Origin of the sequence: Methylotetracoccus oryzae, assembly GCF_006175985.1 — a bacterium.
GTDB classification, from domain to species: Bacteria; Pseudomonadota; Gammaproteobacteria; order Methylococcales; family Methylococcaceae; genus Methylotetracoccus; species Methylotetracoccus oryzae.
Map to the genome: position 1 here is coordinate 26796 of NZ_SRSH01000026.1, position 24837 is coordinate 51632.

The 24837-nt window shown below is 65.2% G+C and carries 24 protein-coding genes; 14 read left to right on the top strand and 10 right to left on the bottom strand.

Annotated elements, in window-relative coordinates; genetic code table 11:
* Nucleotides 1-43: 43 nt before the first annotated feature.
* The 7 genes from lpxD to BWR02_RS19420 form a co-directional block, all read right to left on the bottom strand.
* Nucleotides 44-1105 (bottom strand): UDP-3-O-(3-hydroxymyristoyl)glucosamine N-acyltransferase, encoded by a 1062-nt coding sequence (lpxD, locus tag BWR02_RS19390; RefSeq protein ID WP_139559558.1) that lies wholly within the window; start codon nt 1103-1105, stop codon nt 44-46.
* Between the two features lie 111 nt (nt 1106-1216).
* Entirely contained in the window at nt 1217-2017 is an 801-nt protein-coding gene (gene trpC / locus BWR02_RS19395) for an indole-3-glycerol phosphate synthase TrpC (protein ID WP_139559559.1), read from the bottom strand.
* A complete protein-coding gene (gene trpD, locus BWR02_RS19400; protein ID WP_139559560.1) occupies nt 2014-3042 on the bottom strand; it encodes an anthranilate phosphoribosyltransferase in 1029 nt (342 codons plus the stop codon). Before trpD ends, trpC begins: the two co-directional genes overlap by 4 nt.
* A gap of 15 nt (nt 3043-3057) precedes the next feature.
* On the bottom strand, nt 3058-3645 hold the full coding sequence (locus tag BWR02_RS19405; protein WP_139559561.1) for an anthranilate synthase component II: 588 nt from the start codon (nt 3643-3645) through the stop codon (nt 3058-3060).
* A complete protein-coding gene (trpE, locus tag BWR02_RS19410) occupies nt 3642-5132 on the bottom strand; it encodes an anthranilate synthase component I (RefSeq protein ID WP_139559562.1) in 1491 nt (496 codons plus the stop codon). Before trpE ends, BWR02_RS19405 begins: the two co-directional genes overlap by 4 nt.
* Nucleotides 5133-5387: 255 nt before the next feature.
* Nucleotides 5388-6080, bottom strand: a complete 693-nt coding sequence (rpe, locus tag BWR02_RS19415) for a ribulose-phosphate 3-epimerase (RefSeq protein WP_139559563.1) — start codon at nt 6078-6080, stop codon at nt 5388-5390.
* Nucleotides 6081-6173: 93 nt separating this feature from the next.
* Nucleotides 6174-6659: an Aq_678 family protein gene (locus BWR02_RS19420; protein WP_139559564.1), complete on the bottom strand. Its 486-nt coding sequence runs from the start codon at nt 6657-6659 to the stop codon at nt 6174-6176.
* Nucleotides 6660-6964: 305 nt separating this feature from the next.
* On the opposite strand from BWR02_RS19420, the gene BWR02_RS19425 reads away from it, so the two are divergent.
* Both BWR02_RS19425 and BWR02_RS19430 read left to right on the top strand, forming a co-directional pair.
* A complete protein-coding gene (locus BWR02_RS19425; RefSeq protein WP_139559565.1) occupies nt 6965-7813 on the top strand; it encodes a radical SAM protein in 849 nt (282 codons plus the stop codon).
* Nucleotides 7814-7835: 22 nt separating this feature from the next.
* Nucleotides 7836-8069 carry a hypothetical protein gene (locus tag BWR02_RS19430; RefSeq protein WP_139559566.1) on the top strand — a complete coding sequence of 78 codons (234 nt, stop codon included), beginning with the start codon at nt 7836-7838 and terminating at the stop codon, nt 8067-8069.
* A 12-nt stretch (nt 8070-8081) separates the two neighbouring features.
* On the opposite strand, the gene BWR02_RS19435 is transcribed toward BWR02_RS19430, so the two are convergent.
* The 3 genes from BWR02_RS19435 to BWR02_RS19445 all read right to left on the bottom strand — a co-directional run bounded on the left by BWR02_RS19435 (nt 8082) and on the right by BWR02_RS19445 (nt 12635).
* A complete protein-coding gene (locus BWR02_RS19435) occupies nt 8082-10502 on the bottom strand; it encodes a spermidine synthase family protein (RefSeq protein ID WP_139559567.1) in 2421 nt (806 codons plus the stop codon).
* A gap of 8 nt (nt 10503-10510) precedes the next feature.
* Complete coding sequence (locus BWR02_RS19440) at nt 10511-11248, bottom strand: protein-L-isoaspartate(D-aspartate) O-methyltransferase (protein WP_139559568.1); 738 nt, start codon at nt 11246-11248, stop codon at nt 10511-10513.
* A 121-nt stretch (nt 11249-11369) separates the two neighbouring features.
* Nucleotides 11370-12635: a CinA family nicotinamide mononucleotide deamidase-related protein gene (locus tag BWR02_RS19445; protein ID WP_139559569.1), complete on the bottom strand. Its 1266-nt coding sequence runs from the start codon at nt 12633-12635 to the stop codon at nt 11370-11372.
* 183 nt (nt 12636-12818) lie between these two features.
* Between BWR02_RS19445 and BWR02_RS19450 the strand changes: the two genes are divergently transcribed.
* The 12 genes from BWR02_RS19450 to BWR02_RS19505 all read left to right on the top strand — a co-directional run bounded on the left by BWR02_RS19450 (nt 12819) and on the right by BWR02_RS19505 (nt 24834).
* Complete coding sequence (locus tag BWR02_RS19450) at nt 12819-13232, top strand: Rap1a/Tai family immunity protein (protein ID WP_139559570.1); 414 nt, start codon at nt 12819-12821, stop codon at nt 13230-13232.
* Nucleotides 13232-13513 (top strand): hypothetical protein, encoded by a 282-nt coding sequence (locus BWR02_RS19455; protein ID WP_162560248.1) that lies wholly within the window; start codon nt 13232-13234, stop codon nt 13511-13513. The genes BWR02_RS19450 and BWR02_RS19455 overlap by 1 nt, the downstream gene beginning before the upstream one ends.
* Nucleotides 13514-13619: 106 nt before the next feature.
* Nucleotides 13620-14357 (top strand): orotidine-5'-phosphate decarboxylase, encoded by a 738-nt coding sequence (gene pyrF, locus BWR02_RS19460; RefSeq protein WP_139559572.1) that lies wholly within the window; start codon nt 13620-13622, stop codon nt 14355-14357.
* A gap of 97 nt (nt 14358-14454) precedes the next feature.
* Complete coding sequence (locus tag BWR02_RS19465; protein WP_236102452.1) at nt 14455-15177, top strand: sulfite exporter TauE/SafE family protein; 723 nt, start codon at nt 14455-14457, stop codon at nt 15175-15177.
* A gap of 12 nt (nt 15178-15189) precedes the next feature.
* A complete protein-coding gene (locus tag BWR02_RS19470; RefSeq protein WP_139559573.1) occupies nt 15190-16131 on the top strand; it encodes a sigma-54 interaction domain-containing protein in 942 nt (313 codons plus the stop codon).
* Nucleotides 16132-16653: 522 nt separating this feature from the next.
* Nucleotides 16654-17622 (top strand): magnesium/cobalt transporter CorA, encoded by a 969-nt coding sequence (gene corA, locus BWR02_RS19475; RefSeq protein ID WP_139559574.1) that lies wholly within the window; start codon nt 16654-16656, stop codon nt 17620-17622.
* The gene (locus BWR02_RS19480; protein ID WP_139559575.1) at nt 17613-17984 is read left to right on the top strand and encodes a hypothetical protein; all 372 of its coding nucleotides are present in this window, start codon (nt 17613-17615) and stop codon (nt 17982-17984) included. The genes corA and BWR02_RS19480 overlap by 10 nt, the downstream gene beginning before the upstream one ends.
* Before the next feature lie 337 nt (nt 17985-18321).
* Nucleotides 18322-19827, top strand: a complete 1506-nt coding sequence (gene pyk, locus BWR02_RS19485) for a pyruvate kinase (protein ID WP_139559576.1) — start codon at nt 18322-18324, stop codon at nt 19825-19827.
* A gap of 108 nt (nt 19828-19935) precedes the next feature.
* Entirely contained in the window at nt 19936-20652 is a 717-nt protein-coding gene (locus BWR02_RS19490) for a hypothetical protein (RefSeq protein WP_139559577.1), read from the top strand.
* 273 nt (nt 20653-20925) lie between these two features.
* Entirely contained in the window at nt 20926-21924 is a 999-nt protein-coding gene (hlyD, locus tag BWR02_RS19495; RefSeq protein ID WP_139559578.1) for a secretion protein HlyD, read from the top strand.
* A gap of 1 nt (nt 21925) precedes the next feature.
* Nucleotides 21926-23701, top strand: a complete 1776-nt coding sequence (locus BWR02_RS19500) for an ATP-binding cassette domain-containing protein (protein ID WP_139559579.1) — start codon at nt 21926-21928, stop codon at nt 23699-23701.
* Complete coding sequence (locus BWR02_RS19505; RefSeq protein ID WP_139559580.1) at nt 23698-24834, top strand: ABC transporter permease; 1137 nt, start codon at nt 23698-23700, stop codon at nt 24832-24834. The genes BWR02_RS19500 and BWR02_RS19505 overlap by 4 nt, the downstream gene beginning before the upstream one ends.
* The last annotated feature ends 3 nt before the right edge of the window (nt 24835-24837 follow it).

Below are 24837 nucleotides of genomic sequence, written 5' to 3' on the forward strand. Positions count from 1 at the left end.
CACGGCTGGCGACGCGGCGGCGCGACGATGGCCGCGGGCGCCTTCAGGACTCGCGGGCCAAACGCTCCACATTTTTTTCGAGACGCTTCAGTCGTGCCCAGATATCGTGCAGCTTGGGCACGACGGCCATGTTCTTGAGATAGTGCTGCAGTGGCTGCGTCGGCCCGCCGGCATACATCCCCGGCTCCTTGATGCTGTTATTGACGCCGGCCCGGTGCAACAGCACGCAGTCGTCCGCGACGACCACATGGTCGAGCACGCCCGTCTGACCGGTCGCGATCACGCGTTTGCCGAACTTGCTCGAGCCGGAGATCCCGGTGTGCGCGCAAATGATGCAGTCCTCGCCGATTTCCACGTTGTGGCCCAAGTGGCAAAGCGCATCGATGACGGCACCGCTCTTGATCACCGTGGCACCATAGGTGGCCCGATCGATCGTGGTATTCGCGCCGATCACGACGCGATCCTCGATGATCACGCAACCAGTATGGGGAATACGATGATTGTGCCGATGCTGATCCTGAGCAAAGCCAAAACCCTCCGACCCGACGACGCAGCCCGGCTTCAGGATGCAATCAGCGCCGATGCGACATTGATAACCGACGAAGCAACCGGGGTGCAGCACGGTATTGCGGCCGATCGCGGCGTCGCGCTCGATCACGACGTTCGCCATAACGACAGCGCCCGAACCAAGTTCGACGCCGGCCCCGATGACCGCGCCGGGACCCACCAGCACATCATCCGGGACGTGCACGCTCTCGTGCACGATCGCGGCAGGATGGCGGCGCGGCCACTCGCTAGCGCGCACGTCTCTGTCGTCGAAAGCCTGTTTGATCAGCGCGATCGCAAGCCGCACGTTCGGCGAGATAAGCACTGCAAGTTCGTCGCTCTCGATGCGCTCGGCACAAGCATCGGTGGTGATGACCGCGGATGGCCGCTGGGCGGCGACGATCGGCAGGTATTTGGGATGGTCGACGAAGACCAGGTGCCCCGGACCACAAAGTTCGACCGGCGCGATGGCCGTGATCGTCACGTCGGGACCGATCTGGCGGGTCAGCAAGCCATCCGCCTGAAAACGGCGAAAAATCTCGGACGTGTTGATGTTCATGTGGATCCTGCCTGTTCCAAGTTCAGTCACGGACGATGACGTTACCACTTCGGGGCATACCCGACCCTGCCGGGCCCAATTCCCGAAACTGGCTGTTCCCGCCGCTTGCGCTTAGTCCCTGAATAAGCGCGCGAGTTCGAGCCCCGGGTCCGGCGCCGCCATGAAAGCCTCCCCGATCAGGAAGGCATGGACGCCGTGCGCACGCATCAACCGGACGTCCTCGCGCGCGAAGATCCCGCTCTCCGTGACGACCAGCCGGTCACCGGGGATCGACTCCAGGAGTTCCAGCGTGGTTGCGAGCGACGTTTCGAAGGTGCGGAGGTTCCGGTTATTGACGCCGATCATCGGCAGCGGCAATCCCAATGCCCGCTCGAGTTCTTCCGCATCGTGCACCTCGACGAGTACGTCCAGCCCCCAGGTGGCTGCTGTCGCCGCCAGATCGGCCAGCTGTGCGTCGTCGAGCGCCGCGACGATCAGCAGGATGCAGTCGGCGCCCAGCGCACGCGCCTCGATGATCTGATACGGATCGACCGTGAAATCCTTGCGCAACACGGGCAGCGTGCAGGCGGCGCGGGCTTCGCGCAGATAGTCGTCGCCGCCCTGGAAGAAATCGCGGTCGGTCAGTACGGACAGACAGGTCGCACCATGAGTCGCGTAGCTGCGCGCGATCTCGGGCGGTCGAAAGTCCTCCCGGATGATGCCGCGGCTTGGCGATGCCTTCTTGATTTCGGCGATCACCGCGGCGTGGCCTTCAGCCACCCGCCCCGCGAGCGCGCGGTAGAAACCCCTCGGCGGATCGGCTGCAGCCGCCAGCCGTTCCAGTTCGGGCAGAGCGACCGCCCTGCGGCGTTCGGCGATTTCCTCGCGCTTGCGTGCGAGGATCTTCTTGAGGACGTCGGGCGAATCCTTCATGGGCTGCCGCCGATGGACTGAGTGAATTCGATCAAGGCTTGCAGCTTGTCACGGGCCGAGCCCTCGTCGATGACGGCCTCGGCGCGGCGCACACCCTCGGCCAGGGTGCCGACCAGATCGGCGGCGTAGATGGCCGCCCCGGCATTCAGGGCCACGATATCGCGGGCGGGTCCGGTCTTGCCTTCGAGCACGCCGCGTATGATTTCGAGACTTCCCGCCACGGTATTGACGGCGAGCTTCTTCAGGCTGGCACGCTTGAAGCCGAAATCCTCCGGTGCAATGGTGTAGGTCGAAATTTCGTCGTTCTTCAGCTCGGCGATCCTGGTCGGCGCGCCGATGCTGATCTCGTCGAGGCCGTCCTCTGCATGCACCACGAGCACATGTTTGCTGCCGAGCTTCTTGAGGACTTCGGCCAGCGGCTGAACCCAGTCCGGGGAATAGACGCCGATCAACTGATGTGCCGCGCCGGCAGGATTGGTCAGAGGTCCGAGCAGGTTGAAAATCGTCCGCACACCCAGTTCCTTGCGCGGCGCGATCGCATACTTCATGGCGCCATGATGCCGTTGCGCGAACAGGAAACCGACGCCGATCTGATCGATACAGCGCTTCACCTGTTCAGGCGTGAGGTCCAGTCTCACTCCGGCGGCCTCCAGCACGTCGGCGCTGCCGGACCGACTCGACACCGAGCGGCTGCCATGCTTGGCGACCTTGCCGCCGGCGGCCGCGACGACGAAGGCCGACGTCGTCGAGATATTGAAGGTCTTGCTGGCGTCACCGCCGGTGCCGCACGTGTCGATGACGTGGGCGCCGCGCACCGGCACCTTCGTGGCCACCTCGCGCAAGACCTGCGCCGCCGCCGCGACCTCGTCGACACTCTCGCCCTTGGCCCGCAGCGCGATCAGGAACGCACCGATCTGGGCGGGCGTCGCCCCGCCGCTCATGATGGTTCGCATCACGCTGCGCATCTGGGATCCGCTGAGATCCCGGCCGTCGAGCAAGGCCTGCAGCACCTGTGGCATGTCCATTCGCGGTATCCGACGCTAGAGGGCCAGGAAGTTACGGAGCAGTTCGTGACCGTATTCGGTCATGATCGATTCCGGGTGGAACTGAACCCCTTCGATCGGAAGTTCACGGTGACGGACGCCCATGATTTCATCGATACCCCCGTCCTCGGTCTCGGTCCAGGCCGTCACCTCGAGGCAGTCGGGCAGACTCGCCTGCGCGATCACCAGCGAATGGTAGCGGGTCGCCCGAAACGGATTGTCCAGGCCACGAAACACGCCGACGTCGCGATGGCGGACCATCGAGCACTTGCCGTGCATGATGGACTTGGCATGCACGATTTCGCCACCGAAGGCGTAGCCTATGCTCTGATGGCCCAGGCAGACCCCGAGTATCGGCAGCCGGCCCGCATAGCGCCGGATCGCATCCACCGAGATGCCGGCTTCGCGCGGCGTGCAGGGGCCGGGCGAGACCACGATCCGATCCGGAGCGAGGCTATCGATCGCCTCCACGCCGATCTGATCATTCCGGACCACATCGACCTCGGCCCCCAGTTCCGCCAGATACTGCACCAGGTTGTAGGTGAACGAGTCGTAGTTGTCGATCATCAGGACGCGGTTGCTCATGGGCTGGCGTCCCGTTCCAGGCCCGCCTCGACCATCGCCACCGCGCGGAATATGGCCCTGCCTTTATTCATGGTTTCTTCCCACTCGTTCGCAGGGATCGAATCGTGCACGATTCCGGCGCCGGCCTGAATGTGCAGCGTGCCATCCTTGATCACCGCGGTGCGGATCGCGATCGCGGTGTCGAGATTGCCAGACCACCCGACATACCCGACGGCGCCCGAATAGACACCGCGCTTGACCGGTTCGAGCTCGGCGATAATCTCCATGGCGCGGATCTTCGGCGCACCGCTGACGGTGCCGGCGGGAAAGGTGGCCGACAGCACGTCGAAGGCGTCCTTGCCGGCACCAAGACGGGCGGTCACGTTCGATACGATGTGCATGACGTGGGAATAGCGCTCGATGATCATGCGATCGGTCACCTGAACCGTTCCGGTCTCGGCGACGCGCCCGGCATCGTTCCGACCCAGGTCGATCAGCATCAGATGCTCGGCGATTTCCTTCGGGTCGGCCAGCAAATCGGCTTCGAGCGCGAGATCCTCTTCCGCCGTAACCCCGCGTTTGCGCGTGCCGGCGATCGGCCGCACCGTCACGACACCGTCCTCGACGCGAACCAGGATCTCGGGCGACGAGCCGACGACGTGAAAGTCCCCAAGATTCAGATGGTACATGTACGGCGAAGGGTTCAGGCAGCGCAGCGCGCGGTACAGGTCGAGCGGCGCGCTGGCAAACGGGATCGACAGGCGCTGCGACAGCACCACCTGCATCACGTCGCCTTCGACGATGTAGTCCTTGACCCGACGAACCGCGTTCTCGAAGCCCTCGCGGGTGAAACCGGACACGAAGTCGGCTTCGTCCACCGCGCGTCCCGCCGAGCGGGACGGCCTTCGGGCCACCCGCCGGTCCTGCAGCGCGGCAACCAACTCCGCGAGACGACCCATGGCCTGCCCGTAGGCGTCCGGCTCCGCCGGGTCGGCCTGCGTCAACAACAGCAGCTTGCCGCTGAGATTGTCGAAGATCAGCAGGTCCTCGGAGACCATCAGCAGAATGTCCGGCGCTCCGATCGGATCCGGCTTGTCGTTTCGCAGTCTCGGTTCGACGTATTGCACGGTCTCGTAGCCGAAATAGCCAACCAGTCCGCCGGTGAAACGCGGCAGTCCCGGGACCACGGGAACGCGGTAACGCGCCGCAAACGATTCGATCCATAGCAGCGGATTGTCGGCGTTCAGGCTTTCGACGGTGACGCCGTCACGCCGCACGGTGATGTCATGGCCGTGTACGGAAACCACCGTCCGACAAGGCAGACCGATGATCGAGTAGCGCCCCCATTGCTCCCCGCCGTGCACCGATTCGAACAAATACGAATACGGCGCGTCGGCGAGCTTCAGGTAGGCGCTCAGCGGGGTATCGAGGTCGGCCAGGACCTGACGACAAACGGGGATGCGGTTGTAGCCCTGGTCGGCGTACTGCTGGAAGGCTTCGGGGGTCATCAGAGGGGATTTCCTGAGTCAGCGCAGCGAGAGAACGGCGGCGCCGTTCGTGTGCGGCTGCCGGCAGGACGCCGGCTGCGGATCACGTCCGGCTGCGCCATCGTCCCCCATGACATTGCGCCGACCGGGACCTCATCGGCACCCCACCGGTGCGATTCCGGCTCCCGTCCGGAGGGTTTGCGTGAGAACCCAGGGCACCGCGGGACAGCATGCCGCCATTCAGCCCGCAGCGCACCCTGGATCCCGGTTCACGCATTAGCCGCGCGCCTTGGCCAGCTCGCTGCGGAGGCTGCCGACGATCGTGTCGTAATGGTTTGGATCGGACGCCTTGGCCGCCCCAAAAATGGCCGACCCGGCGACGAAGGTATCCGCACCGGCTGCGGCGACTTCGCGGATGTTGTCGGCCTTGACGCCACCATCGATCTCCAACCGGATGTCACGACCGCTGCGGTCGATGCGCTCCCTTACGGCCCGCAGCTTGTCGAGCACGTAGGGAATGAACGATTGTCCGCCGAAACCCGGGTTCACCGACATCAGCAGGATCATGTCGACCTTTTCCATCACGTAGTCGAGATACTCCAGCGGCGTGGCCGGATTGAAGACCAGGCCCGACTTGCAGCCCGAATCGCGGACGAGTTGCAGGCTGCGATCGACATGCTCCGACGCCTCGGGGTGGAAGGTGATGTACGTGGCGCCGGCCTTTGCGAAGTCCGGGATGATCCGGTCGACCGGCTTCACCATCAGATGGACGTCGATGGGCGCGGTGACCCCATGCTTGCGGAGCGCCTCGCATACCAGCGGACCGATGGTCAGGTTGGGCACGTAATGGTTGTCCATCACGTCGAAATGCACGATGTCCGCGCCGGCCTTCAGCACATTGTCCACTTCCTCACCGAGTCGGGCGAAATCGGCGGACAGTATCGACGGGGCGATCCAAAAGTCTTTCATGGTCGTTTCCTGCAGGCGTTACGATCGGCGAACTTTAACCGATTCGATCATGCCTTGTCAGCTTTCGGGACCCCGCCGACGGCAGCCATCCGGTCAGGACGATGGCTCCTCTTCCACCTTTCCGCCGCAGGCCTGGAAACACGCGCGATACGCTTCGTCGCAAGACTCTCCGCGGGGGAGCGGACAGGGCCGGGGAGTATTGCAGCTGAACTGCGACCCCGGCGCCGGGCCCAGAGAGCTGTTGCGGCACCGCGTGTAGATCGACATATCCTCGCGGTACTGCGTCTGGCAAACCTCGAACTCGTTCTGTAGGCTTTCATTGCAGGACTTCCGCTGCTCGTCGCATTTGGCCACGCAGGCTTCGCCGGCGGCACCGGGCGGCGGCACGAGTTTGTAGCGAACCGTTTCCGACGCGCATCCGGCCAATGCCAGCGCCAGCGCCAGCGCCCCGCACGACAGGAACGCGCCGGCCCGGATACCGCGCGGGCTCCGATTGCGGCGATAGTCACGGCGCCACCGCGCGGTGGTGGGTGGCATTTCGCTGAGCTGTTCAGAATAGTGTCGTCCATCGGCCTTCATGCGCTTCATCCTCGGCGTGATCGAAAGAACGGGTGCGGAGTGAGTCGCCGGTAATACTACCGCTAAAACGCCGGTTCGAAACGGGCCGCGAGCGACACACCCTCTCCCTGGCCACCGCAACGCGGCGCTGAGGCCGTGAGACTCGGTCGGACCGTGAGCCCCGGCAAGACACAAGGCGTCTATTGGGCGGCAACGGAACAGTCCGCCTCGGCTGGCGCTCAAACAGGGTTTGGCGCCCGGCGCACCGGACCCGGCCACCGCAGTCCGACGATTCCTGGTGACTCAGGCCAAGACACAGGGCAAACATGAAACTCACGACGCAGGACCACCGCCGCGACAGCGCCGAACTGACCTATCTGTACCCCGTGCTGTCGCGGCGGTCCGGCGGCGTCTCGATCGGGATCAATCTGAACCCCAACAACGCCTGCAACTGGCAATGCCGCTATTGCCAGGTGCCCGACCTGGTCCGCGGCGCCGCGCCCGAGATCGATCTGGATCGCCTGCGAGACGAACTGTCGACGCTGCTCGGCGCGATTACCGCGGGGACGTTTTTCAACCGTTTCGACGTGCCGGACGAGTGCCGCCGCGTCTGCGACATCGCGATCTCCGGCAACGGCGAGCCGACCAGCGCGCGTGCCTTGCCGGCGATAATCGACCTCATCGGCTCAGCGGCTCACGAGGCGGGCCTGCTGGGGCACATCAAGCTGGTACTGATCACCAACGGCAGCCTGATCCGGCGACCGCATGTTCGCGCCGGTCTCACCCGCTGGTCAACGCTGGGCGGCGAGGCCTGGTTCAAGATCGACAGCGCGACGCCGGCAGGCTTGCAACGGATCAATCGCGTCGCGCGCTCTCCGGTTGCCATGGCGCTGGATCTGGAAACCTGCGCAGCACTCTGCCCGACCTGGATCCAGACCTGTCTGTTCCAACTGGACGGCGAAGCACCGAGCGAGGTCGAGCGGCAAGCCTACCTCGACTTCCTGGCGGCCCGCCTGCAAGCCGGCGTACCGTTGCTGGGCGTAATGTTGTACGGTCTCGCCCGCCCATCCCTGCAGGCCGAAGCGTCACGGCTGTCGCCCTTGTCGGCGGAATGGATGGAGAGCTTCGCCGAGCGTATCCGCCAACTGGGGCTGACAGTCAGCGTCCATCCCTGAGCCACAGCCTGCAACCGCACCCATGAACCGCAGCCACGATCCCGTCTCCTGTGCGTTCCATGACGAACTGGAACTGCGCGCCTTGCGCAGGCGGTCGTGCCGAATGGTCTATCGGGACGAGCACAACCTGGAGATCAGCGTCGACACCATCGTCACCGACCTGCTGACGCGTGACGGCCGCGAGTTTGCCGTGATCGCCGATGGCGCGGTCATTCCACTGGATCGCATCGTCAGCGTTGACGGCCTCCGTCCCTGAGCGTAGGCGCGATCACGGCACCGCGAGCGCGGCGCACACGTAGCATGCAGCCGCCATGAGCAGTAACGTGGATTGGCCGAACTTCATCGCGACAACGATGCCAAGGACCGGTGCGACGGCTGCCGCACCGCGGTTGATACCGAAGGCCCATGGCACCAGTTGCGCCCCGTCGTGGGTCAGGCGCTTCATGCCCAGGGGAAGCATGAGGCCCATGCAGAGCGCGGGGGGAACGATGACGACGAGGACCATCAGCAGCTTGAAGGCGAGAGGCAAGCCTTCGGAAGGCGCGAGCAGCGGCCCGCCGAACTGGTAGTAGAGCATGCTGCAGGTGACGAGCCCGCCTGCGGCCAGCAGCGCACGACCACGGGCAGTGCGCCGCGGAATGTGGGCTGTCAGCCGGCTACCGATCCCGGCGAACACCAGGAAGCCGGCCACGATCACCGGCACCGCATACACCCGATGCCCCAGGTACAGTGTGAGTCGCTCCAGATAGACGAGGGTATTCAGAACGACTCCAATCCCGATCATCGAAAAATACGCCGCGACCTTGAACAAGCGTGCGCGAGTTGGCTGCTCCGGCTGCCGACGTAGCGAACCCAGCGGCAGCGCCGCCAACACGACCGCGGCGATCAGCGCCAGACACAGGGCCAGCAGGTGCAAGGGATAGGTCATGTCAAGCGCGGTCGGCGCCCCGGCGCCCCTGGTCAACTGCAGCCGGGATAGCAGCGGCCAGCGGAAAAAATCGAAGAAATAGGGCCGATCGTCGGTCGCAGGCTCGACGCGATAGGCATAGTTCCGCAGGAATTCGTCGCGTTGTGGGCCGACCAGGGCTAGCACCGGCGGCCTCGGTGCCCCCCCTGGCCTGCCCTGGCTACCGTCCGCCTGGCGCGCCCCATCCCGCGGAAGATACCCTTCGTCGAAACCGCGCTCGCGGTCGAACCGGCGGATGCGCTCCAGTTCATCTCGGGCAAACTCCCCGTTCTTGAGCACCAGTGTGGTCACTTGCCAGCTGCGGACCCACACCAGCCGGTGCGGCGGCGCCGGCACCCCGAGACGCTCGAGCGCGGCGAGCGCCGTGGCAAACAGCTTGACGCCGTCCCGCGGCGGTTGTCGCCCAATGCCGGTTACGGCCAGGAGGCCGCCCGGCTCGAGGCGGCGCAAGTAGTCGACCAGCGCGTCGACCGTGTAAGCGAAGTCACCATCCAGGCCGCGGACGGCGCCGACAGCCACCGCCGGGGCCTGTTCCAGCGGCAACTGGATCAGGTTCCAGCGTGCGTCGGCCCCGCGGATGAAAGCGCGTGCGTCGGCGATGTGCAATACGACGCGCGGATCGCTGAGGAGATGACCGGCGAAGGGGCCGAAATCGTCCCGCACCAGTCCGGACAGTTGTGGATTCGGCTCTACGGCATCGACGCGCGCGGCGTGGTGCTGCAGTGCCTGCCGCACGAATGATCCGCCGCCGGCGCCGAACACCAGAACGGTCGGTCGGGGCGCCAACAGGTGGTAGGGCAGCGCCGATGGCAAGCGATCGAGATACGCCGTTCGCTGCGGCGGATCACCGGCGCGATCGATGACGCCCCGGAATTCGCCATCGGCCAGCACGACCAATTGTTCGGGCAAGGCTACCCGACTCGTCAGGGCGAGGCCAGGCGCATAGCGCGGCGGAATCTGCTCGTTCCGTACGATTTGCAATCGACCCAGCGGACTATCACGTCGCGCCGCTTCGCGGGCCCCCATCGCTCCCAGCCAGCGCGCCGCGTCCTTCCCCGCGCCGTGGAACGGTTCGAGATCCACCCGGACCAGCAAGACCGCCAAGGCCAGGCTGCCCAGCGTCAATGCAGACCAAAGCCAGCGCGGCCGCTCCCCGGCGGCCAACAAAGCGAGCCAGCCAACGGCAGCGCCCACCAGCGCCACCCCGACCATCGCCTCACCGGGGGACAGCAGAAACAGGGCTGCAGTCATCGCGATGCCGCCCATACCCGCCCCGATCAGGTTGGCCGCGTAGACGCCGGCGATTCCCGCGGGGAAACGGACCATGACCAACACGAGGCAATTGGTGGCAAAAAAAAGCGGGATCCCCAGGATGGCGCCCGCGAGCATCAGGGGCAACCAGCCGGAAACGCCGGACAGGAGGTCGAGCGGATCGAACATGACCGCAGCCGCGGTCGAGGCGCAGGCGACGACACTCAGCGCAAAGGCCAGGGCATTGACGGCGCACAGGCATGCGGGAGCGTTGTTCGCAGGCAGGCGCAGAGTGCTCAGGACCGTCCCGCTCACCGCCCCCCCAAGGGCAGCCAGCGTCAGCAAGGTCGCAGCCAGGGCCGGCCACAGACTGATCGCTAGCAGACGCGCCAAAGCGAGTTCATATCCCAGCGCCGCACCGCCGATGCCCCAGACGGCCAGCGGCAGCAGGCTCGAAGGCCAGGATCGCATCACGAAATTCAGCGAGCCCCCGTCAGTGGCACGAAGGCAACCGGCAGAATCTCCTCGACGGCAATCCGCCCGTTCGGCTGCTTCGTCACCAACATCAGTGACTGCACTGCGAAGGCTTCACCGACGGGGATCACCAACCACCCACCGGGCTTCAGTTGCGCCAGCAACGGCGGTGGAATGCTGGAGGGGGCCGCGGTGACGATAACCGCATCGAAGGGTGCGTGCTCGGACCAACCCTGGTAGCCATCGCCGATGCGCGGCGTCACCCGCGAGTACCCCAGCCGGGACAAGGTCTCTGCAGCCCGGCGCCCCAGTTCCGGATCGATCTCTATCGTATAGACGCGATCGACCAACTCGGCCAGAACGGCCGCCTGGTATCCGGAGCCGGTGCCGATTTCGAGCACGCGGTCACCCGGCTTGAGCCGCAGCAAATCGGTCATCAGCGCTACGATGAAAGGCTGCGAGATCGTCTGTCCGCCACCGATGGGCAACGGCCGATTCTCGTAAGCGCGGGACTTGAGCGGATCCGGCACGAACTCGTGACGCGGAACCCGGCCCAAGGCTGCCAGCACGCGTTCATCGAACGCGGGTGACCCGAGCTCGCCGGCCAGTTGCGAGCGCTGCGTTCGCAGTTCGTCGATCAGTCGAGCGCGCGCTTCCGTCGGAGTGGTCGCCGCATGGGCGAGGCCCCCGCACAACGCGGTCAGGCAAGGCAGGGCACGCATCAGGATCGCTAGAGAAGACATTGGGAACGGCCTATCGTGCTCTTGGAGACAGCGACCGGTGGCTGACCGGGACTGGGGCGGCGACGACCCGGGCTCCGGTCATCCATATGAGCCCTATCGAAGCGATCCCCCTGGTAGCCCGTTAGTCGCATCGGGATTCCTGCATTAGATGCCGCCTCAGATCATCCAGCGCGGCAGCCGCGGCCTGCATCTGCCGACGCTCGGCGGTGCCGGCAAGCGTCAAGGCACGCACCGAGCTCCCGAGCGGACCAGCCAGAGCGATCGCCACCGTCGCGGGTGGAGGCAAGCGCTCGACGCTGTCCTGGGTGGGCGATCCCAGAATCGCGAGGGCGTAATCGGCCCCACACCGGGAGCGCAGCCGTCCGGCCAGGCTGACGGCATCGACCTGCGGATCGGAAAACCGCTCGCCGGGTTCCGCGCCAAGCAGTCGAAACAGCGGCTCGGACCGCGGAGCGACTGCCGAATGCAGCAAACAGCCTTGACCCCGACACAGCCAGGCGAGCTGCCCTGCGGTGAACGTTTCGGCAGTCGCGAGCGTCGCGCCTCGCGCGGCGAGACATTTGCCGACGACCGCGGCCAGTGAGCCTTCCGCCGCCTCGACATCGCCTATCGCGAACACGCCGTCCCCGATCAGAGCCGCGGCACGCGCCACCAGGGCTTCGGATTCCCGCGCGGGAAAATCCCAGGGGAACGACAGCTTCACTTCATTCTGATAGACCCCGGCGCGGAAGCCGAGACGCACACCCGGCGGCAGACCCAGCGGTTCCAGTTTCTGTTGCAGCGCCGACTCGCCGAGACCGAAGGTGCGCAGTACCGTCACCCGGGGCGGCTGCAAGCGGTAACTTTCGATAATCCGGGCCTCGACACCATGGGTGAACATCGCCTGCATCTCGCTGGGCACCCCCGGAAGAAAAACGAACAGGCAGCGTTCCTGCCGTACGAGGAACCCCGGCGCCGTGCCCCAATGATTGTCCAGCCGCTGCGAACCCGAGGGCAGCCAGGCCTGCTTGCGATTGACCTCGGCCATCGTGTGTCCGCGACGGGCGAAATAGGCTTCGACCTGCTCCAAGGCCACCGGATCGAGCGCCAGCGGGCGGTCGAAAGCCGTGGCGACAGCGGCGGCCGTCAAATCGTCGACGGTCGGGCCCAGCCCCCCGGTCCCGATACACAGGTCCGAGCGGCCCGCAATCACGCGCAATTGCTCGACCATCGGCTCCAGCCGGTCGCCGACCGCGCTGTGGTGGATCACGTCGAAGCCCAGTCGTGTGACCGCGCGGGCCAGCCAGGCCGCATTCGTATCGGCAATCTGGCCGGTCAGTACCTCGTCCCCCTGCGAAAAGATCTCGGCTACGGCATTGCTCACGGTGCTGGGTACCAGTTGACTCATGACGTCGACCGCTAGTTTAACGTCGGCGGCCGACTCCGCGCTGCCTGGACCTGCCTTAACCGCCGTAAACGGGGCGCCTGTCCGGAGCCCACGCCGGAAGCTCGAAGGCACGCGGCTTCCCGCGAAGGGCGGATTGGCGGTAATATTCGGCGCACTGATTGGCCTATCCGGGAAAAGCTGCCGATGTTGCCGAAAGAACTGGGTCGACGCGTTCGATTGTCCGCTCTGGCCGCGTGCGCCACGCTGGGCGCAGGCGCCGCTGCGGGCGCCACCAGCCCGTCGAGTTTCGACGTAAAGAACGTCGCCGAACTCGTGGCCTTATGCAGCACGCCGGCCAGCGCCCCGACTTACCGGGAAGCGATCCATTTTTGTCATGGCTACGTGGTGGGAGCCTATCACTACTACGAAGGTCTCGCCGTGTCGCCGATGTACCAGCCTCTGTTCTGCCCGGACAGCACACAACAGCCTCGGGACCAGTTCATCGCGGATTTCATCGCGTGGAGCAAGGCACACCCCGAATACGACAAGGACCGCGCCGTGCACATTCTGTTCAAATACATGATCGAAAAATGGCCATGCACCCGCGAGGTGCCATGATGGCCGTGCGCCCATGCAAGCCCGCGTGGCTGCTGGTGGCCTCGACGGTACTGGGGGGATGCGCTGCCAAAACGGCACCGCCACCCGCTGCGGCTGCGGCCCGGGCACCTGTGGGCGCCATCGCCGGGCAGGCGCCACTCGGAGCCGGCACGGGCGCCACCGGAATCGTCGACGAAAATTACCTTTACGATCAGCACCAGAAGGCGCAGCAGCAAACCGCCAAGGCTGTTTCCGGCGGCGCCGTGAAGACGCCTCGCCCGCCGTGGTCCTCCGGACCGTGACGCTGCGGCTGCTCCGGCGCTCGACGATCCTGAACGACCGGCGCCACGCGGGAATTCCCGCCACCCGATCTTTGTCCCAGCATTGACGTACAGAACCCTTGGATCGATGAACCGCCTGCTGTCCACCAAACCGATCCCTGTCGACGAGCGTTTGATCGTCGCACTCGACGTACCCACCTGCGAGGCCGCGTTGGAACTGGTGGACCGGCTCGGCGATGCCGTCCGTTTCTACAAGGTCGGGCTGGAACTGCTGATGACCGGCGACTACTTCGGGCTGGTGGAGCGGTTGAAGTCGCGCGGCAAGCGCGTTTTCGTGGACCTGAAGTTCTTTGACGTGCCGGAAACCGTTGGCCGGGCCGTCCGCGTGCTCAGCGGCAAGGGCGTCGATTTCGCGACCGTCCATGGCAATGACGCGATCCTGGAAGCGGCCGTCCGCAACAAGGGCGCCCTGAAGATTCTTGCCGTAACCGTATTGACGAGCCTCGATCGCGGCGATCTGGACGACCTGGGCTTTGCCTGTGACATCGAATCCCTGGTCTTGTCACGAGCGCGGCGGGCGCTGGAGCTAGGCTGCGACGGGGTCATCTCTTCCGGCCTGGAGGTCCCCAAGCTGCGGGACGGCGTCGATCAAAAACTGATTGTAGTGTCCCCGGGCATCCGTCCGGTCGACAATCGGCCGGCCGACGACCAGAAGCGCGTCGTCACGGTCGAGCAGGCCTTCCTGAACGGTGCCGACTACATCGTGGTCGGCCGGCCAATTCGCGATGCCGCCGACCCGCGCGAGGCCGCGCGGTCGATTCAGTCACAGATCGCGCCGTTGTTCGAGCGGCCCGGAACGGTTTGAACCGCACCCGCATCGCTACGCCGGGCGGCCCCGACCGCTAACGGCGTCATTTCGCTTTCCCTGATGCCTCTTCCGTCCGCGCCAAAGGCTGCGACCCATGCACGAACTAGCCAACGCGTTTAGTACCTCCTATCTGGTGGCCCTGTTGATGGGGCTGTTCAGCTCGCTGCACTGCCTCGGCATGTGCGGCTCCATCATCGGCTCGTTGACGCTGAGCCTGCGGCAGGAGATTCGCGAGCAGAAATCCACGCTGATGCCCTTCGTGTTGAGTTACAACCTGGGACGCATCAGCAGCTACGCCATCGGCGGATTACTGGCCGGCATGCTGCATCACGTGCTGACGCTGCCCTTCGGCGAAGGTCATGGCCATCGTCTGCTGCAGATCCTGTCCGCCGTCGTCATGGCGGCCGCGGGCCTGCATATTGCAGGGTGGTTCCAGCGATTTGCCTATATCGAGAAGTTCGGCGCACATTTCTGGAAGCGCATCGAACCCTACGGACGCCGTGTGATTCCGGTCGAGACACTGGGACAGGCCTATCTCTTCGGGCTGGTTTGGGGCTGGCTTCCGTGCGGTCTGGTGTATACCGCGCTGGCACTGGCAGCGACCTCCGACAGCGTGTTGCGCAGCACCTTGACAATGCTCGCCTTTGGCGTCGGCACTTTGCCTGCGGTGTTCGGGGTCGGTATAATGACCAGTCTGCTAGTGCGGCTATCAAGAATGAATAAATTTCGCCAGGTGACGGGTCTAATCCTCATCGCCCTGGCGCTGCTGGCAGCTTTCCCATGGCTGAATCCCATGGTGATGCACGGTATTCATTGAAGAGGTGAGGTTATGTTCGAGGCTTTGATCGGGCAATCGCCCAATTTCGAGGCTCTGTTGCGCAGTGCGCGCATGGTAGCCGCCACGGATGTGACCGTCCTGATCGTCGGGGAAACCGGCACCGGCAAGGAAGTCCTCGCCAGTGCGCTGCGCCAACAGAGCCCACGGTCGGACGAGGCCTTCGTTACGCTGAACTGTGCCGCCCTGCCGGAAGCCCTGGCCGAATCGGAACTGTTCGGGCATCGCAAGGGTTCGTTTACCGGCGCCGTCGCGCACCAGGTCGGGCGACTGCCGGCGGCGCACGGGGGAACGCTGTTCCTTGACGAAGTCGACTCGCTGGCGATTCCGCTGCAGGCGAAATTGCTGCGCTTCCTGGAATCGGGTGAAATTCAGCCGGTCGGCGACACGACCTCGCAACGTGTCGATGTCCGCGTGATCGCGGCGACTAATGCCGACCTGCACGCGAGAATCGGTCGCGGCGAGTTCCGCAAGGATCTCTACTACCGCCTCAACGTGGTGCCCCTCGAAATTCCACCACTGCGTGAGCGTGTCGGCGACATCCAGTTGCTATTGAACCACTTCATGAACATGTTCGCCCAGGAGCACCGCCTGCCGGTGGCAACCTTCAGTCGGTCGGCGATGAGCCGGTTGTGCAGCTATCCATGGCCCGGCAACGTGCGCGAACTTCGCAACGTCTGCGAGCGCCTGTCGATCCTGATGGCCGGCCGCGTAATCGAGGAGAACAACCTGCCCGGGGAAATCTCTCACCGTATGCCGGAGAACAAGCCGCTGTTCTCCCTGCCGGAGTTCGGTATCGAACTGGAGCAACTGGAAGTCGACCTGATCAAGCAGGCCCTCCACCGTACCAACGGGAACCGCAGCCGCTCGGCCCGGCTGCTGGGCATCTCGCGCGACACCCTGCTCTACCGCATGCAGAAGCACGGGATCACCTGACATTTAAAACGTCGCCTTTCACCGGTGCGCGGGACTCCAGCGCACGACCCCATCGTCCACTCGACTCAACCGCCGAGTACCGCGGGCACAATGGACTCAGGGGGGCCATGGCAGGCCATACCCAGTCCGTGCTGCCTCGGCACCCTGTCCCTGATTTCCGCCCACACAGCCGTAAAGTCACCCGCCCGGATCGGGTCGCCGGCCGTTCGGTTACCTGCTGTCTCACCCGCCGGAGCTGCGGTCACCCCGCAAGGTCTCGAACGATAGCGACCGCGTGTCGCTCGCTCCCTAAAGACCTCGCGGTGGCCATCGGGGACGCATCGGCCAGTACCGAGCGCAGCAACGGCGGGCGCGGTTGCTCAGCGAACGAGGCAACCCTCGCGTCAACCGCTGTCGTGTCCGCACCAACCCAACCGCCCGTGTCTGAGCCTCACCTGACCATCCCGTCGCCGGCATGCGACGGGAGCCGACGCGAGTCCACGCAGTCATCCCACGGCGACCGACAGGCGTAAAATCCCTCGCATGATCACTGCGCTGTGCCTGAGTGGCGAGAAAAGGACGGTTGACGAAGTGTCTATCCGCGCCGTCAGCGAGTTGCGCACGAACCCCGCCAATGTCATCTGGGTCGACGTCAACGATCCGACCGGGCGAGACTTCCTCGATCTGGCCGAGGAATTCCAGTTTCACCCGATGTCGATACAGGATTGCCGGGGCGGGCACCAGCGTCCGACGATCCAGGAGTACCCTGGTTATTATCTGATCGTGCTATACGAAGCCGAGCTGGCCGGACCAGAGGACCGTCTGGAACTCCGAGAGCTCAGCCTGTTTCTCGGCTCGAACTACCTCGTCACGGTGCACAGCAAGCCACTGCGGGCGATCACGGCAACTCGCCGCCACTGGCCGACCTGGATCGATCGCGCCGAACTCGGTGCCGGCCTCCCGGCCTACCTGCTGTTCGACGCCGTCGTCGATGACTATATGCCGCTGCTCGACCTATTGACCGAGCGTGCGGATGAACTCGTCGATGCGGTGTTTGGCGATTTCCAGCCGGAGGTGATGCGTGAAATTTTCGTAATCAAGCGTCAATTGCTGTACATCCGGCGCGGTGTGCTGCCCTTGCGCGACGTGTTCAACCTGCTACTGCGCCGGGAGCAACCGCTGTTCGCGCGCGAGATCCATGCTTATTTCCAGGATATCTTTCATAATCTGCTGCGTGTCGGCGATATGGTCGACAGTCTGAGAGACTTACTGGCTTCGGCTATGGACGCGTACCTGTCCGTGTCGGGCGCCCGCATGAACACGATCATGAAGCGACTGACCTCGATCTCGACGATCTTGATGTCGGCGTCTCTGATCGCGGGCATTTATGGCATGAACTTCGAGCAGATGCCGGAACTTGAATGGCAGTATGGTTACGTGTTCGCACTGCTGTCGATGATCGGCGTAGGCCTGGCGATTTACCTTTATCTCCGCCGCATCAAATGGCTGTAAGAAAGGCGAGAAAGCGCCTCGCAAGCGTTGACCCCAACGCCCGCGCCAAACGTCGGCAACGTGCGCTGGTCGCCTCGCGTCTGGCTCCCGAGGAAGAGCAAAGGCCGCGCGGCATGCAGGCCGCCACTGGCATACCCATCGTCGACGTTCCCGCGGAGACGACAGACCCCGACTTCGTGGATGGCTCGTTGATTTTCGATGGCAAGCATTTCGACCTTCCGCATCAGATCGTCAGCGCCGAAGATGCCGGCGAGCGAGATCCCTGGCTGAACCCGGTCATGATCGTCGTGCTGACCATTAGCCTCGGATTCACTGCCTTCATTGCCTACCTGATCTCGCTCCGTTCCAGCGGACCGGTTTGATGCGGTACCGGGCGGTCACCGGCCTTCGAGTCGCAAGACGCTTTCGGCAGCACGCCGAGCGGTCACGCAATGCGAACGCGGCACATCCTCGCCATCGGCGAGATCGCGTCACGACGCCCGGCGGGATGAGGTTCGGCGAGAGGCGCCTGACGCACGATGCCATGTGATGACCGTAACGGCCGAAAACGCCAACCAACAATGGGGACTTGATGAGAACGCATCGCAGCAAAGACCAGCCTCTCCGCACAGCAGTACCAATCGGCACGCGGCTTGCCACCGTGGCTCGACCGACGCCCCTGACCGCCACCCGCAACGACGACGGATCGGAGCCTGACGCATGAGTGACCGTCGCTTCTTTGATGATTCCCCTGCGACGAACGCTTTGAACGCGTATCGGGATGTCGCCCGGGGTCACCGTACCAAGATCGTCGCGACGATCGGTCCGGCCAGCAGTTCCCCGGACGTGCTGCGCAAGATGATGCGGGCCGGTATGGCCGCCGCCCGATTGAACTTCTCCCACGGCAGCTACGAGGACCATGCGCGAATGATCGCGTTGCTGAGGTCGGTCGCGGCCGAGATGGACACGCCCATCACTTTGCTGCAGGACCTCCAGGGCCCCAAGATCCGCGTTGCGCAACTGCCGCTGGGAGAGGTTCAGCTCACCGGCGGGCAGATCGTCACGCTGGTGCCCGCGTCCGAATTCGACGGTGCGCCCGGGTGCATCCCGATCGACTATGAACTGCTCGCCGAAGACGCTTCGCCCGGCGAACAGGTACTGCTCGATGACGGCCTGCTGGAACTGCGCGTACGCGGGATCCGCGAACGCCGGGTCGAGTGCGAGGTCGTCGAGGGCGGACTGCTGAAAAGCCGCAAGGGAGTCAACTTCCCGGGCCTGGACCTGCAGTTGCCGGCCATGACCGACAAGGACGAGCGCGACCTGGCTTTCGGCCTGTCCCAGGGCGTCGACTGGGTTTCGTTGAGCTTCGTGCGCAAGCCGGAAGATGTGCTGGCGCTGAAAGCCTTGCTGGCAACCCTCGGCTACGCGGACACGCCGGTCATCGCCAAAATCGAAAAGCCGCAGGCCATCGAAAAGCTCGAGGCCATCGTCGCGGTCAGTGACGGCATCATGGTGGCGCGCGGTGATCTCGGCGTCGAGATGAGCCCGGAGCGCGTGCCCATGCTACAGAAGCGCATCATCCGGATGTGTAATCTGCGCAGCATCCCGGCCATTACGGCCACGCAGATGCTGGACAGCATGATCCGCAATCCACGACCCACGCGGGCCGAGGCCAGCGACGTCGCCAACGCGATCGTCGACGGTACCGACGCCGTGATGCTGTCGGGCGAGTCCGCCGTCGGCGAGTATCCCGTGCGGGCCGTCGAAATGCTGGCCCGAATCGCGTGCGACGTCGAAAAGGAAGTCGAGTTCGCCTGCCTGCCGCCGTCGGACACCGACGAGACGCATGCTCTCAGCGAGGCCCTGAAAGCCATCGACAAGACGATGCGGCTACGCCTGATCGTAGCCTTTACCAGCAGCGGATATACGGCCCTGCTGGCCTCGAAGGAACGTCCGTCGGTACCGGTGGTGGCGCTGACCCCCAATCGCGGCACCTACCACCGACTGAATCTGATCTGGGGCGTGATTCCGCTGCTGATCGACCATCAGGTCGAGACCTTCGAGGATCTGGTACAGCAGGGTGAGCTCAACCTGCTGGAACGGGGCATGATTACGCCGGGCGACAAGATCCTGATCATGGGCGGCATTCCGTCGCAGCACGCCAAGGGCACGAACTTCCTCAAGATCCATACCGTGGGCTCGGACCAACCCGGTCCCGATGACTGAGCTGACGGCCACCCGTCGGCAGCGCCGCGGCCGGGCTGCTCCGGACCGGCGGTATGAATCGACCTGACCGAAAGACACTGTCACCCTTCAGCGAGTACGGAGGTGAGCATGTGGAGCCCAAAACCTGGAGCACGGCAGCGCGATGGCGGCCTGTTCGCCCTGCTGGCCGTCGCGATGGCAGTGATTACCCTCACCGGATTCGCGCGGACCTACTACCTGGCCCGGTGGTTCGACGCGCCGCCGCTGAGCGCGCTGGTTCGGTGGCATGGCCTGTTGTTCACAGCCTGGATCGCCGTATTTGCCTTTCAGGTCGGATCGATCCGCATGCGGCGACTGAACTGGCACCGGACCACCGGTCTTGTCGGCGCAGTGCTCGCTCTGGCCATGGTGGTCCTCGGCAGCGTCACCGCGGTGGTCGCGGCGCGACACGGACATTCGCCGAGCGCCAGTGTCCCGGCGCTTTCCTTCCTGGCGATTCCCCTGTTCAACATCGCGACGTTCGCGATTCTGATCGGCTGCGCCCTGTGGCTGCGCCGCGATGGTCCGACGCACAAACGTCTGATGGCTCTGGCCACGATCGCCATCATGGCGCCCGCCTTCGCGCGGTTTCCGTTCGAGTTCATCACAATCGGTGGTCCGCCGGTGTTCTTCGGCTTGACCGACCTGTTGGTCATCGCCGGCATGCTGCACGATCTCCGGGCCCACGGCCGAGTCCCGAGTGTCTGGCTCAAGGGAGGCGCCCTACTGCTCGGCTTGCAGATCACCAGCCTGGCCGTCGCCGGAACACCGGGGTGGTTGAGTATTGCCGGCTGGCTCACGCGCTAGGGCGAGCCGACCGTCCCAGCAGTAAAGGATTGTCGCCCGGCGCCCCCTCCAGAGTGGCGCATCCCCGCCAAGCCCTCGTCGCATGCTCTGCTTCAATGGGGCAGTTTCGACTGCGGCCGAACAGCCCTGTGGCGGGATGATAGGATTGAGCTTTTAGCCTGTCGATGGATGGCGGAGTGTGAGAGCGGGAAGCGAATCGAACGGGATCGATGGAACCATCGAGGACCATACATGGCGGAATCGGACTCTCCGCGCTGAGCAGCCAACAATGCCATGAGACTGGCCAAACGACTCGTGCTGCTCGGCCTGGGTCTCGCCATCCTGGCCGCAACCGGCTATCACTGGAGCACCCATCGGCATGAGCCGGCAGCGGCGCTGCTGCTGTACGGCAACGTCGACATCCGGGATGTCGAGATGGCATTCCGCCAATCCGGGCGTCTCGCCCGACTGACCGTCGAAGAGGGCGACCGGGTGGAGCCTGGCGACCTGCTGGGCGAGCTCGATGCCCAACCCTTTCAGGAAGCGCTTGCCGTCGCCGAGGCCCAGGCGCGCCAGGCGTCCGCGGAACTACAGAAGCTGCGCCGGGGGTACCGGGCCCAGGAGGTGGCCGAAAGCGCGCAGTCGGTACGGCAGGCAGAAGCCGCGCTGGCCTTCGCGGAGGGCGAACTGAAGCGGCAGAGCGCCGTCGTAACTTCCGGCGCCACGACACGGCACGCGCACGACCAGGCCCGCTCGGCGCGCGATCAGGCCGCCGCGCAACTCGCGGCAGCGAAAGCAGCCCTGGGCCTGAAACGGGAGGGCTATCGCCACGAAGACATCGCTGCGGCGGAAGCCCGACTCGGGGGCGCTGAAGCGGCCGTCGCCCAGGCCCGGACTGCCCTGGCCGACACCCGTCTGTTCTCCCCTGCCGCAGCCACCGTGCTGACGCGGGTACGCGAGCCCGGCAGCATGGTCAACGCGGCGGCGCCTGTCTACACGCTTTCGCTGCGCGCTCCCGTCTACGTCCGCGCCTACGTCGGTGAACGGCAGCTCGGCCAGGTCGTTCCCGGTACTTCGGTCACCGTTCGCTCCGACTCGTCGGATAAGACCTACCAGGGCCGGGTCGGCTTCGTGTCGCCGCGTGCCGAATTCACCCCGAAGTCCGTCGAGACGACCGAACTCCGCACTGACCTGGTCTACCGTCTGCGCATCGTCGTGGCCGATCCTGACGACGCGCTACGCCAGGGCATGCCGGTGACGATTCAGCTCGGCAACGCCACCCCACGACACTGACGTGAGCGTGACCGCCGCATCGCCCGAGGCCGCGCACACCGCCGCAATCGAGATCATCGGGCTGACCAAGCGCTTCGGTGCGGTCGATGCACTGCGCGATCTGACGGCCCGGATCGAGGCCGGGCGCCTGACCGGCCTGGTGGGTCCCGACGGGGCCGGCAAGACGACCCTGATGCGGCTGATGGCGGGCTTGATGCGACCGAGCGCCGGCACCATCCGGGTGCTGGGCCACGATACCGCACGGGACGCCGGGCGCATCCCCGCACTGACCGGCTACATGCCCCAGCGCTTTGGACTGTACGAGGACCTGACGGTCATCGAGAACCTGCGCCTTTACGCACGGCTGCGGGCGCTTGGCCGAACCGAGCTGACCGCCGGCTTCGACCGGCTCCTCACCTTCACGCGGCTCGGGCCGTTCACCGCGCGACTGGCGGGACGGCTCTCGGGCGGCATGAAGCAAAAGCTCGGCCTGGCCTGCGCGCTGATGGCCGAACCCAGGGTGCTGCTGCTCGACGAGCCCGGGGTCGGGGTCGATCCGGTCAGCCGGCAGGACCTGTGGCGCATGGTCAACGCATTGACGGCGGACGGCGTCGCCGTCGTGTGGGCCACGGCCTATCTCGACGAGGCCGAGCGTTGCGACACGGTGATCCTGCTGAACGCCGGGCAAGTCCAGTTCTCCGGCCCACCGGACGAGTTGACCGCGACCCTCGCCGACCGCAGTTTCCGCCTGCCGCAGCCACGGCCGGACCGGCGCCTGGTGCTCTCGCGCGCACTGGATCTGCCATCGGTCTGCGATGGCGTGATCCAGGGCGAGGCCGTGCGCGTGGTGCTGCGCCAGGGCGCCGACCGCCAGGAGATCGATACGTTTGCAGAATCCGTCGGGACTGCGGCCGTTCCGGTTCCGCCGCGCTTCGAGGACGGCTTCGTCGACCTGCTCGGCGGTGGTCCGGGCGGGACTTCCGTGCTGGCCGAGCGCATGGCACCGGTCAGCCTCGCCGGCGAACTCGCGGTCGAGTGTCGCGCGCTCACCCGCCGCTTCGGGGAGTTTACCGCCACCGACCGGGTCAGCTTCCAGGTCGCGAAGGGCGAGATTTTCGGCTTGCTCGGCCCCAATGGCGCCGGCAAGTCGACGACGTTCAAGATGCTGTGCGGCCTGCTGAAGCCGACGGCCGGCGAAGCGCTGGTGACCGGTTTGAATCTTCGCACGGCGGCCAGCGCAGCCAAGAGCCGGCTGGGTTACATGGCCCAGAAATTCTCGCTCTACGGCCTCCTGTCCGTGCGGCAGAACCTGGAGTTTTCAGCGGGGGTCTACGGCCTGGACGGCGCGGCGAAACACACCCGGATCGAGGAGATGATCGAGATCTTCCATCTGCAGGCCTACCTGAAATCCTCGCCGGACGAGCTTCCGCTGGGCTACAGGCAGCGGCTGGCCCTGGCCTGCGCCGTCATGCACGAACCCCCGGTGCTGTTTCTCGACGAGCCGACGTCGGGCGTCGATCCCATCACGCGGCGGGAGTTCTGGACCCATATCAACGGGATGGTGCGCAAGGGCGTGACCGTGCTGGTAACCACGCACTTCATGGACGAGGCCGAATACTGCGACCGCGTCGCGCTGATGTATCGGGCGCGAGTGATCGCGCTGGACGCGCCCGACGCGCTGAAGCGGGAAGCCTCGGCCGGTGACAGCGAATTGCCGACGATGGAGAACACCTTCATACACCTGATCGAAGCCATCGATGCAGCCGACAACGCGCCGGCTGCGCAGGAAGTCGCATGAAGCTGCGGCTTATCGGATACGGACCGAATGTCGGACGGGTCGCGGCATTAGCCTGGAAGGAGTCGCTGCAGATCGTCCGCGACCCCTCGGTGATCCTGGTCGCCTTCGTGCTCCCGGTCGTGCTGTTGCTGCTGTTCGCCTATGCGGTCTCGCTGGACATCAAGCAGGTGCGGATCAGCGTCGTCGCGGAGTCCGACGGCGTCGAGGCCCAATCGCTGGCCGCCGCCTTCGCCGCGACGCGGTACTTCGCCGTGAGCCCGGCGCGTGACCGGCGCGAAGTGGCCGGCGAGCTCGTCGCCGGCCGCATACGCGGCTTCGTCGTGATTCCGCAGGACTTCGAGCAGCGGGTCGCGGCCAGCACGCCCGGTCCCCTGGTCCAGGTCGTGACCGACGGCACCCAACCCAACACGGCCAACTTCGTCGCCAGCTATGCCGGTGGCGTGCTGGCCGGCTGGCAGGACTCAAGACCGTCGCCGCGAACCGCGGGCGTCTCGCTGGTGCCCCGTTTCTGGTTCAATCCGGAAATCGAGAGCCGACGGTTCCTGATACCCGGAGCCATCGCGGTCGTCATGACCATCATCGGCACCCTGCTGACCGCGCTGGTGGTCGCTCGCGAGTGGGAGCGCGGCACGATGGAGGCGATCCTTTCGACTCCGGCATCCGTCGGCGAAATCATCGCCGGGAAACTCCTCCCGTACTTCGTGCTCGGGCTCGGCGCCACCGCCTTCTCGACGATCCTGGCGGTGACCGTCTTCGGAGTGCCGCTGCGCGGCTCCTGGCTGAGCCTGACCGCGCTGTCCGCCGCCTTCCTGTTCCCGGCGCTGGCACAGGGACTGCTGATTTCCACGCTGGCCAGAAACCAGTTCATCGCCTCGCAGCTCGCACTGTTTTCCGGATTCCTGCCCGCCTTCCTGTTGTCCGGCTTCCTGTTCGAGATCGACTCCATGCCGGCGCCGATCCGCGCCCTGACCTACCTGATCCCGGCGCGCTATTTCGTCTCGTCATTGCAGACGATCTTCCTGGCCGGCGACGTCTGGACCCTGTTGCTGCGCAATGCGGCGGCGATGATCGTCGTCGGGCTGGTGTTGTTCGTCCTGGTGCGGCTCAAGACGCACAAGCGACTGGATGCCTGAAGC

What these genes read in the sequence shown, in the direction of transcription:
- lpxD (WP_139559558.1), bottom strand. Translation starts at nt 1,105, where the DNA reads ATGAACATCAACACGTCCGAGATTTTTCGCCGTTTTCAGGCGGATGGC.
- trpC (WP_139559559.1), bottom strand. Translation starts at nt 2,017, where the DNA reads ATGAAGGATTCGCCCGACGTCCTCAAGAAGATCCTCGCACGCAAGCGC.
- trpD (WP_139559560.1), bottom strand. Translation starts at nt 3,042, where the DNA reads ATGGACATGCCACAGGTGCTGCAGGCCTTGCTCGACGGCCGGGATCTC.
- BWR02_RS19405 (WP_139559561.1), bottom strand. Translation starts at nt 3,645, where the DNA reads ATGAGCAACCGCGTCCTGATGATCGACAACTACGACTCGTTCACCTAC.
- trpE (WP_139559562.1), bottom strand. Translation starts at nt 5,132, where the DNA reads ATGACCCCCGAAGCCTTCCAGCAGTACGCCGACCAGGGCTACAACCGC.
- rpe (WP_139559563.1), bottom strand. Translation starts at nt 6,080, where the DNA reads ATGAAAGACTTTTGGATCGCCCCGTCGATACTGTCCGCCGATTTCGCC.
- BWR02_RS19420 (WP_139559564.1), bottom strand. Translation starts at nt 6,659, where the DNA reads ATGAAGGCCGATGGACGACACTATTCTGAACAGCTCAGCGAAATGCCA.
- BWR02_RS19425 (WP_139559565.1), top strand. Translation starts at nt 6,965, where the DNA reads ATGAAACTCACGACGCAGGACCACCGCCGCGACAGCGCCGAACTGACC.
- BWR02_RS19430 (WP_139559566.1), top strand. Translation starts at nt 7,836, where the DNA reads ATGAACCGCAGCCACGATCCCGTCTCCTGTGCGTTCCATGACGAACTG.
- BWR02_RS19435 (WP_139559567.1), bottom strand. Translation starts at nt 10,502, where the DNA reads ATGCGATCCTGGCCTTCGAGCCTGCTGCCGCTGGCCGTCTGGGGCATC.
- BWR02_RS19440 (WP_139559568.1), bottom strand. Translation starts at nt 11,248, where the DNA reads ATGTCTTCTCTAGCGATCCTGATGCGTGCCCTGCCTTGCCTGACCGCG.
- BWR02_RS19445 (WP_139559569.1), bottom strand. Translation starts at nt 12,635, where the DNA reads ATGAGTCAACTGGTACCCAGCACCGTGAGCAATGCCGTAGCCGAGATC.
- BWR02_RS19450 (WP_139559570.1), top strand. Translation starts at nt 12,819, where the DNA reads ATGTTGCCGAAAGAACTGGGTCGACGCGTTCGATTGTCCGCTCTGGCC.
- BWR02_RS19455 (WP_162560248.1), top strand. Translation starts at nt 13,232, where the DNA reads ATGGCCGTGCGCCCATGCAAGCCCGCGTGGCTGCTGGTGGCCTCGACG.
- pyrF (WP_139559572.1), top strand. Translation starts at nt 13,620, where the DNA reads ATGAACCGCCTGCTGTCCACCAAACCGATCCCTGTCGACGAGCGTTTG.
- BWR02_RS19465 (WP_236102452.1), top strand. Translation starts at nt 14,455, where the DNA reads ATGCACGAACTAGCCAACGCGTTTAGTACCTCCTATCTGGTGGCCCTG.
- BWR02_RS19470 (WP_139559573.1), top strand. Translation starts at nt 15,190, where the DNA reads ATGTTCGAGGCTTTGATCGGGCAATCGCCCAATTTCGAGGCTCTGTTG.
- corA (WP_139559574.1), top strand. Translation starts at nt 16,654, where the DNA reads ATGATCACTGCGCTGTGCCTGAGTGGCGAGAAAAGGACGGTTGACGAA.
- BWR02_RS19480 (WP_139559575.1), top strand. Translation starts at nt 17,613, where the DNA reads ATGGCTGTAAGAAAGGCGAGAAAGCGCCTCGCAAGCGTTGACCCCAAC.
- pyk (WP_139559576.1), top strand. Translation starts at nt 18,322, where the DNA reads ATGAGTGACCGTCGCTTCTTTGATGATTCCCCTGCGACGAACGCTTTG.
- BWR02_RS19490 (WP_139559577.1), top strand. Translation starts at nt 19,936, where the DNA reads ATGTGGAGCCCAAAACCTGGAGCACGGCAGCGCGATGGCGGCCTGTTC.
- hlyD (WP_139559578.1), top strand. Translation starts at nt 20,926, where the DNA reads ATGAGACTGGCCAAACGACTCGTGCTGCTCGGCCTGGGTCTCGCCATC.
- BWR02_RS19505 (WP_139559580.1), top strand. Translation starts at nt 23,698, where the DNA reads ATGAAGCTGCGGCTTATCGGATACGGACCGAATGTCGGACGGGTCGCG.